The following is a 9,179-nucleotide window of genomic DNA, read 5'->3' as shown; positions in this document are numbered from 1 at the left end:
GTAGGTTAACCTACATTCCTTCCAAAGAGAGAGTATTGGAAATATTTGCACCACCACAATTGACAGAGAGCCAATATTTCACAAATAAATTTGTGCAGGTGATCGGGATGGTTCACAATTTTACCAATAAAGTAGTCGTTATTGGAACAGGTTTTGTCGGTTCCAGCTACGCCTTTGCCTTGTTAAATGAAGGAATTGCTCACGAATTAGTGTTAATTGATGTCAACGAGAAAAAAGCCGAAGGAGATGCCCGCGACTTAAATCATGGGATGCCGTTTGCTCCTTCGCCTATGCTGATTCGCTCAGGTTCATATGATGAGTGCCGGGATGCGGATTTAGTCGTCATTACGGCAGGAGCGAACCAAAAACCTGGTGAGACACGGCTTGATTTAGTCGAAAAAAACGTAGCGATTTTCCAAACGATTATTGAGCAAGTGATGTCCAGTGGATTTAATGGGATTTTACTCATTGCCACCAATCCGGTTGACGTGTTGTCCTATGCTTCTTGGAAATTCTCAGGCTTACCGAAAGAAAAAGTAATTGGTTCCGGAACGATTTTAGATACTGCTCGCTTCCGTTACTTGCTTGGTTCATACTTTCAAGTGGACCCTCGGAACGTGCATGCCTATATTATGGGTGAACACGGTGATACGGAGTTTCCAGTTTGGAGCCATGCAACGATTGGTGGCCAAACATTAAAAGAGTACATGAATGACAACTCGAAAATGAAGGATTTACAACAAATCTTTTTCAATGTTCGCAATGCGGCGTATGACATTATTCATTTAAAAGGGGCTACATATTACGGGATTGCAATGGGACTTGTTCGGATTACAAAAGCGATTTTCCAAAATGAAAATAGCATTTTAACCGTTTCTGCCTTACTTGATGGTTCCTATGGAGAAGAAGATGTTTATCTAGGTGTTCCAGCTATCATTAACCGCCAAGGAATTCGACAAATTATTGAATTACCGCTTAATCCAGAGGAACAGAAACAGCTTCATCATTCCGCAAACACGTTACGCCAAACGATCCAATCCGTTAACATTCGTTAGAAGAGGAGGTATTCCTCTTCTTTTTTCTTTACGAAAATACAGAACCGTCTCTACATACAATGAATTAATGGCACTTTTCACGAAAGGAGAACGGTTATGTATTATCGACTTCCTGTTAAAAAAGAGATGGAACGAAAAAAACGAACGCTCCTTGTTTATGGCGAAGGAACAGTGACCGCTCAACCTGATCAAGCGAAACTCACTTTAGGTGTAAGTACAACCAACGAAAATGTTCAATCCGCCCAACAGGAAAATGCCGTCCGTATGAATCAAGTCATCACATCGATCGTCAATCTTGGAGTCCCTCGTGACGACATCCAAACGTCTCAGTACCGTATCACTCCACAATACGATTATGTGGATGGGAAACGGATTTTCCGCGGATATGAAGTCGTCAACCTCGTCGAAGTCACCGTCGACGATTTAACGATGGTAGGGACGATCCTTGATACCGCCGTCCAGCATGGTGCAAATCAAATCGGCAATATTCAATTTCTCGTTTCCCAACCGGAACAGTACTATCAACAAGCGCTCATACAAGCAGTTCATCAGTCATTCAAAAAAGCTCGAGCGATTGTTTCCGCCATTCGAGTCACGTTAGATGAGACACCCATTTCCATCACTGAGCTGACAGAAGATCGTCCCCTAACACTCGTCAAAGCAGCCACTTACGATACCTATGAAGAAATCACGCCCATTTCACCAGGTACGCTCGACATTACGGCAAAAGTAAAAAGTGAATTTAAGTACTATTAAAAAGAGCTGCTGTATTGGTCAGCTCTTTTTTTCATTTACCTTAAGCACCATTCGAATCGTTTGCAATTGATGCCCGGCAAAATCTTCGGTAAATTCTTTGACCAATTGAAATCCTTTTGCTTCATAAAATGTTCGGCCAATTCGATTTTGCTTTTCAACGTTCACCCATACCTCTTTTACATCAAGTAGTTCTTGTAATCCTCGATTTAATAAAGCCGTTCCGATTCCTTGTCCTTGGTATGCTGGTAACAAATAAATCGCCCCGAGCTCGACTTTTCCATCGGTGACAGGAGAAAAGTTCGCATAACCGACAACCTCCCCATCTTTTTCCGCCACCCAAAGATGGGAATGTTGTAATCTTCGCACCATTTGCTCATCAGAATACGCGTTATGTAAAAAATCATCCTGCACGTGTTTTGGAATGATCCCTGCATAAGTAGCATGCCAACTTTCTCTAGCTACATGCTGTACAGCCGGGATATCTCTTTGTGTCATACGGCGAATCATTTATTAACCTCCTAACTTTTGGAAGTTTAATAAGATTATATAAAATTCCTGTTTATTAGACAATTGATTTGTTTAGAAGTACGTTCGTTCCCCATTCAGACAGGTTAAAAAAAGACTAACCTCCCTACTTAAAGGAAGATTAGTCCTTGCTACACATTAGTTATTTAAATATACCTCTTTCGTGGATTGTACGGGTTTCGCCTTTACAGAAGGAAAATTAAATACAATCGCTAAAGCACCGCAAAGAGCGATTAACATCGGATAGAACGAAAACGGAATAATTTCAAGCGGTGATAACGACGCCATTTGCGCAGCAACTAACAACTGTGCGCCGTATGGAATGATTCCTTGAATGGCACAAGAAAAAATGTCTAAAATACTTGCCGATTTTCGGGCATCAATGTCGTATTGATCTGCAATTTGTTTTGCTAGCGGACCCGCTACAATGATAGAAATCGTGTTGTTGGCTGTCGCGAAATTGGTCGCACTCACCAAACCAGCGATACTAAATTGAGCTCCTTTTGGCGAACGGACATTTTTAGACACCAGGTTGAGTAAAAATTGAATGCCACCGTTATGTTTAATGATTTCTACGATACCACCAATCAACATCGTTAAAATAACGATTTCCGCCATGCCGTTTAATCCTTCAGCCACTTTGCCTACAAAAGTTGACAATGTATAACTACCATCGACCAAGCCAATTGCTCCAGCAAGAACGATCCCACCGGCTAACACCGCGATGACGTTCACACCTGCAATCGCAGCAATCAGCACACCTACATATGGTAACACTTTAACCCATTGGAATTCACCGATGGTCACTTGTACTTCTTGACTGCTTGTGACAAAAATGAAAAGTAAAATCGTCACAATAGCTGCTGGTAACACAATAAAAAAGTTTGTTTTAAACTTGTCTTTCATTTTCGTTTGTTGCGAACGAACGGCAGCAATTGTTGTATCGGAAATAATGGACAAGTTATCACCAAACATGGCACCACCTACAACCGCTGCCATCGCAACGGATAACGAAATCCCGGTTTGCTCCCCTATACCGACGCCAATCGGTGCAAGGGCAGCAATCGTTCCCATCGATGTCCCCATCGATAACGAAATAAAGGCCGCTATTACAAACAATCCAGCGATGATAATATTTTGAGGCAATACTGATAATGCTAAATTAACCGTTGATTCCACAGCCCCCATTCCTTTAGCCGTCGCAGAAAAAGCCCCGGCTAATAAGAAAATCAACACCATAATCATAATATCCGGGTGTCCAGCTCCCTTGGCAAAACGCTCAACTTTGACACCAAACGATTCTTTTCGGTTCATCACTAACGCCACAGCACTAGCAAGTAAAGCCGCTACTAACACCGGCAATTGATAAAAATCTCCAGTCATTACTCCTGAACCAATGAACAATGATAAAAACACCACTAACGGGAATAACGCCAACACACTTCCTTGCTTCTTTTCCAACTTGTTCACTCCTATCTTGTATGTCTCAAATGTAAGTGTTCGGCCAATATAGGTATGAAAAAAGCCCCTTCTTTTTAATAAGAAGAGGCCTTATGTTTATACATAAGTAACACTCTTCTTATCTTTCAAGCATCCGCTTGCTGGATTTGGCACAGCACTCAATAAATGAGTCCGCTGCCGAGACTTCTTCGGGCCAGTCCCTCCATCTCTCTTGATAAGAAGACTTACACTACCACTATTCAACTTACACTTTTATTACTTTAATACGATTAAGTAGAGAAGTCAAATATTTTTTTCGTGTTTTCATAGAAAATTCAATCGGTCCAAATAATGTACTTTATATAACAAAAGGCTGTTTTATTTTTAAAGGCGGCGACTCCAGCGGGAACAAGAAGCCGCAAGGACCCTTACTTGAGCGTAGCGAGGGAAGCGGCCTGCGGCTTCCCCGCGGAAAGCGTCCGCTACAAGCGTAATATATAAATATCAATAGTATCGTTTAACAGACATTCATGCCAATTGCCATTGGCACATCGATGAATAAAATAACAGCAAAAGTTATCCACAGTTATTTTAGGATAGAGCCTAACAAAAAAAATCCACCTCATTACGGTGGAATTATTACTCATTAAAGTGTTACTTATCTTTTTCTTTCAATAATTTCTTTATTTTTTCATCAACATCAAGTTCATCCATCTCTAACGATAAATAGTTATCCATACTGTCAGGAACATATCTAGCAGCCTTGCCGTTTTTGATGTTAAATTTTCCTTGATGAGCTCCTAAAATACCATAATGTTCTTCTTCCAATAACGGAAAATCAGATTTCACACCAAACAATAACACCTTATCATTTTTTTCCATATTGGGTACACCATTAAAAACAACCTTCACCTTTTCTTTTAATTTTTCTTTTGGATAATCTTTAAATTTTTTCCCAACACCTGCTGCTTCTTTTGTAATCATTCCACCAGGTTCAATAAACGTAAGCTCTTGTCCTGCTTTTACATCTCCAGTATATACTTTTGAAACTTTTACATTTACTTTCGTAAATACGACACGATCTTCCCCAACTTCATGATGAACAGAGCTTGTTTCTAAAACCTTTCCTTCAATAATGACTGTTGCATCTTCCATAAGTTCCTCGACATTGTTATATATCTTCTCAAAATCCACTTCTGTCACGACTTCTTCGATCCTTTCATTTCTTGTTACTTCCTCTAGTCTATTTTCCTCTACCGCTACCGATTTGGCAGAAACGGTTAGGGATTCATTTTGGATGTTAAAATGACTTTCATTTATATAAAAAGTTGTTCCTAAAATGATAAAGGCAATCACACCGAAGAGCGTTTTTTTCATATTTCCACTTCCTTTCCAAATTAGTACAGATAATTAATGCCATGGAGATCATCAGCTTGTGAATTGCTTACTTTTCTACCATAACCTAGTTGACACATGATAGCATATGGATTTGAGTTGTTGTGAGCTAATCCAAAAGCATGCCCCATTTCATGAGCAATAGTTCCTTTCCTATCTGTACTATTTAGATTATTAAAGTTAGGATTATTTAATTTAATTTTGTTCCAGCCCCAATTTTCTTGATAAGGGTCTAACTTCGTATCATATTTCCAAAATTCAGTTTCTCCTAACACTCCCATATAACTCGGGTAATAACTTCCTGCGTAAATATCCATAACACTTTGAGACATGGTAGTTGTTTTACGATATGAAATTGGGGTGGTAATTCCGACACGCTCCGTTGTATAAATCCATTCATTCATCGCTTGGTCAATTAAACTTTCATAACTACTTGCCGATGAAGTGATATAATAATACCTTTTATTGTTACCGTAGTTTCCAACCCCTCCATTTAAAACATGATCGTTGTAAGTATTGTAAGCAGATGCACTACTTGGAAGGAAAAGGGTAAATGAAGTACCTAGTAGTGTAATGAATGCAACCATTCTACCTACGTATGTACGGAACATCCGCATGAAATCGCCTCCCACCTTCTATATTTTTTCAAAATAGTAAATATTTAATATAAATTAAGTTTATAATATATTAAATTTTAGTCAATAATAAATACAGAATTTTCTAAAATATTTTATGCGACTTTGATCAATTCATTGAATAAATTTTTTTACCAATTAATCCATCCCTTCAGTTCCATTAAATAATTACAAAAAAGAGGCCGGCCAGTAGCCAACCTCTTTTATATCGTTACATCGCACTTCCGTCCATCTCGATTGCTTGCTCAATGGCTTCTTGAGGTACAACAATGGATTCAATTTCGTTATATTGGTTGTATTTTGTTGTCATGTCCATTTTCATATCGACCGGCATCTCTCCATCATTGATCGTTAAGGACATCGACATTTCTAATTGACTAACTAAAAATGTATTTTTATCAACCATCACTTTATAAGATAAACTTTGAATGTTCATGGCTTCTAATGCTTGTTCGGAATCGTGTGTTATCATCATGTCGCCGTTTAAACTATTCATTTTTTCTAGAATGAATTTTTTCACCGTATCATTGGAACTATCAATCGTGATGATATATTGTCCTTCTTGTTCTTTTAGATCAATATAATCAGAGACAGCTTTTAATTCTTCAATTTCTTGAGATGGATCGTATCCTTGAAGTTGTGCTTTTATATCTTCAGGAAGCTCTTCTGTATCAAACGTCATTTTAGCCCACATGCCTCCTAAATCCATGTAGACCGCTTCCCCATCAAAGTACGAATCGACGGCAAATTCCTCTCCTTCCAAAGCAGTTGTTGTTGTCGTATGTCCCATGAACGGATCGACCGTATATCTTCCTTCCATTTGCATCGGCATGGACATTTGTTCACCATCTATATTCATGTCAATATTCGCATCAATATTCATCGCATAACTTTTTACATCTGCCATCTCTTCTGTTGACTTCATTAGTATGTCTTCAGCTGTCAGTTTTCCCCCTGTACTTCCATCTTCTTTGTTCGCTACTTTTTCTTGTCCGCAAGCCACAAGTAATATCGCGAACAGGCTTGCCATCAATAATACGTGTAGTTTTTTCAATATGGTTCCCCCTAACTTCCTATTCTCTACGTTTTTTAGAAAAACGCATGATCTTAACTATTTTTCTATAACATATACTTTTTTTCAATGCTAAAAAAATAAAAACAGCCAGATTTCACAGTGTTCTGTAATTTATGAGCAATATTTCCTGAAATCAAAGACTAAATTCCTAGTGCAAAAAACCCCATTTCTATTACACATTAACGTATTAAACAAAAATAGCCCAAAAAAAAGAAAGGTATTCCCTTTCATTTTTAAACGGGTTGTTTGGATTCATCTTTTTTGAAAAATCTTTTCATTGCGTGAAAGACGTCCGCTTTTTGTTTTAAAATGTAATACTTAAATTTTTCATTTTTCACGTTTTTATACGCTTGCATCAATGTCGAGTGTCGGTTATATTGATTCACTTCACCGTAACCGAACATGTTGGAATGTTTCATAATTTCATCCACTAACTTTACACACCGGGCGTTATCCGATGTTAAATTATCGCCATCTGAAAAATGAAACGGATAGATGTTATAACGATTAGGGTCGTATTTTTCATGAATTAATTCAAGCGCCATTCGGTAAGCAGATGAACAAATCGTTCCTCCACTTTCTCCTTTTGAGAAAAACTCTTCTTCTGTCACGACTTTCGCATCCGTGTGATGAGCAATAAACTCAATTTCAACCGTTTCGTATTTCGTCCGTAAAAACCGTATCATCCAAAAGAAAAAGCTACGTGCCATATATTTTTCCCATACGCCCATCGAGCCACTTGTATCCATCATCGCTAAAACAACTGCTTTAGAATCTGGCTTCGTTATTTCGTTCCACGTTTTAAATTTTAAATCTTCTCGATAGATTGGATAAAAACTTGGTTTCCCTCGCATCGCATTTCGTTTAAAGGCAGACATCATCGTCCGTTTTTTATCAATGTTCCCCATGAGACCCGTTTTTCGAATATCGTTAAATTCGATAGATGTAACTTTATTTAAATCAGGTTCTTTTTGTTTTAAATTCGGCAATTCGAGTTGGCTAAATAAGGCGGATTCTAATTCTAAAATCGAAACTTCCGCTTCGTAATATTCTTGCCCTGGCGAGTCTCCGGCCCCGTTGCCTTTCCCTGGTCCCTTTTGACTACCCGAACCATCTCTAGCAATGACATCGCCGACTTGACTATCACCGTCCCCCTGACCAACGTGTTTATTCTTATCATAATTGTACCGAATTTTATATTCATCTAATGAGCGAATTGGAATTTTTATCACGTCTCTACCGTTTGACATCACGATGCTTTCTTCAGTGATCAAATCAGGCAAATTGTTACGAATCGCTTCCTGAACTTTTTCTTGATGACGTTGTTGGTCATCATGTCCTTTACGGTGGAGGGACCAATCTTCTTTCGATACGACAAACTGCTGATTATCCGCATGAGTCACCTTTTTTCCCCTCCTATGAAAAATTTTTTCACGAATTCCATCTCTGTCACATACAATATGTTGGCAAAAAAACTATGGAATACAAGAAAGTTTGTTTGATTACTCTATCGTATGCATGAAATTCAAATAATTGACCAATTCGAACAATAAATAGACAAAAACCTAAATTTTTGGACAAGTATATGAATCTTTTTTTGATACCCTTTCGTATATATTAGTAATCAAACGAAAGGGGGATGGATATGATCGTATCAACGACTCATACACTTCAAGGAAAGAAAGTGGAACGGTACTTAGGGGTCGTTTCTGGAGAAGCGATTATGGGTGCAAACGTCGTGCGAGACTTTTTAGCTTCGGTAACGGATGTAATTGGAGGACGTAGCTCTTCTTATGAAAATAAGCTAGCTGAAGGCCGAGAAATTGCGCTACGCGAAATGCAAGAAAAAGCCCAACGGCTGGGTGCAAATGCAGTAATCGGGGTGGACCTTGATTTTGAAACACTTCGCGATGGCATGATGATGTGTGTAGCTACGGGCACGGCCGTTTACATGAAAGATGAAGAATAACCAATAAATGTTGAAAAAAGGGGATCTGATTAGCTCCCCCCTTTTTATTTTTCATCTTCAATATAATCATCGTACCGATTATACTTTTCCAGTTCTGTCCGCAATTTTTCCATTTGCTTTCCAAGCCAAATCATATCCTCCATGGTGGGAGCCATGTACCCATTCCACACGTCTTCTATATTTTTTTGATCCTTCATCTTTTTCCCTCCTTCTCTGTTATCATTCCCTCGTGAAATGGAAATCGTACGATGAAAAGGGGCTCTCTGTCAATTGTGGTGGTGCAAATATTTCCAATACTCTCTCTTTGGAAGGAATGTAGGTTAACCTAC

At 38.7% G+C, this 9,179-nt stretch carries 10 protein-coding genes and 1 riboswitch; of the genes, 3 read left to right on the top strand and 7 right to left on the bottom strand.

The annotated features are described in order from the left end of the window. The first annotated feature begins 107 nt into the window (after positions 1–107). Together ABES52_RS15995 and ABES52_RS15990 are read left to right on the top strand one after the other, a co-directional pair. The gene (locus ABES52_RS15995) at positions 108–1,055 is read left to right on the top strand and encodes an L-lactate dehydrogenase (RefSeq protein WP_429652294.1); all 948 of its coding nucleotides are present in this window, start codon (positions 108–110) and stop codon (positions 1,053–1,055) included. A 96-nt stretch (positions 1,056–1,151) separates the two neighbouring features. Continuing rightward, a complete protein-coding gene (locus ABES52_RS15990) occupies positions 1,152–1,811 on the top strand; it encodes an SIMPL domain-containing protein (protein WP_429652292.1) in 660 nt (219 codons plus the stop codon). An 18-nt stretch (positions 1,812–1,829) separates the two neighbouring features. Here the strand turns inward: ABES52_RS15990 and ABES52_RS15985 are convergent, their stop codons facing one another. The 6 genes from ABES52_RS15985 to yhbH form a co-directional block, all read right to left on the bottom strand. Beyond that, a complete protein-coding gene (locus tag ABES52_RS15985) occupies positions 1,830–2,318 on the bottom strand; it encodes a GNAT family N-acetyltransferase (RefSeq protein WP_429652290.1) in 489 nt (162 codons plus the stop codon). Positions 2,319–2,474: 156 nt separating this feature from the next. Then, positions 2,475–3,797, bottom strand: coding sequence for a Na+/H+ antiporter NhaC family protein (locus ABES52_RS15980; protein ID WP_429652288.1), 1,323 nt, complete (start codon positions 3,795–3,797; stop codon positions 2,475–2,477). 115 nt (positions 3,798–3,912) lie between these two features. After that, positions 3,913–4,018: riboswitch (SAM riboswitch) on the bottom strand. A gap of 412 nt (positions 4,019–4,430) precedes the next feature. Beyond that, on the bottom strand, positions 4,431–5,153 hold the full coding sequence (locus tag ABES52_RS15975) for a hypothetical protein (RefSeq protein ID WP_429652286.1): 723 nt from the start codon (positions 5,151–5,153) through the stop codon (positions 4,431–4,433). A gap of 20 nt (positions 5,154–5,173) precedes the next feature. Beyond that, positions 5,174–5,788 (bottom strand): matrixin family metalloprotease, encoded by a 615-nt coding sequence (locus tag ABES52_RS15970; RefSeq protein ID WP_429652284.1) that lies wholly within the window; start codon positions 5,786–5,788, stop codon positions 5,174–5,176. 229 nt (positions 5,789–6,017) lie between these two features. Then, on the bottom strand, positions 6,018–6,860 hold the full coding sequence (locus ABES52_RS15965) for a DUF6612 family protein (RefSeq protein WP_429652282.1): 843 nt from the start codon (positions 6,858–6,860) through the stop codon (positions 6,018–6,020). Between the two features lie 254 nt (positions 6,861–7,114). Further along, complete coding sequence (gene yhbH, locus ABES52_RS15960; RefSeq protein WP_429652280.1) at positions 7,115–8,284, bottom strand: sporulation protein YhbH; 1,170 nt, start codon at positions 8,282–8,284, stop codon at positions 7,115–7,117. 242 nt (positions 8,285–8,526) lie between these two features. On the opposite strand from yhbH, the gene ABES52_RS15955 reads away from it, so the two are divergent. Next, on the top strand, positions 8,527–8,850 hold the full coding sequence (locus ABES52_RS15955; RefSeq protein ID WP_429652278.1) for a YbjQ family protein: 324 nt from the start codon (positions 8,527–8,529) through the stop codon (positions 8,848–8,850). A 44-nt stretch (positions 8,851–8,894) separates the two neighbouring features. Here ABES52_RS15955 and ABES52_RS15950 read toward each other — a convergent pair whose 3' ends face one another. Further along, positions 8,895–9,047, bottom strand: coding sequence for a hypothetical protein (locus tag ABES52_RS15950; RefSeq protein WP_429652276.1), 153 nt, complete (start codon positions 9,045–9,047; stop codon positions 8,895–8,897). Between the last annotated feature and the right edge of the window lie 132 nt (positions 9,048–9,179).

Origin of the sequence: Aeribacillus pallidus, assembly GCF_050478865.1 — a bacterium.
In the GTDB taxonomy this organism is placed as follows: domain Bacteria; phylum Bacillota; class Bacilli; order Bacillales; family JACDOC01; genus JACDOC01.
Note: the sequence above shows the minus strand (reverse complement) of the source record. Positions and strands in the feature narration are given on the sequence as shown.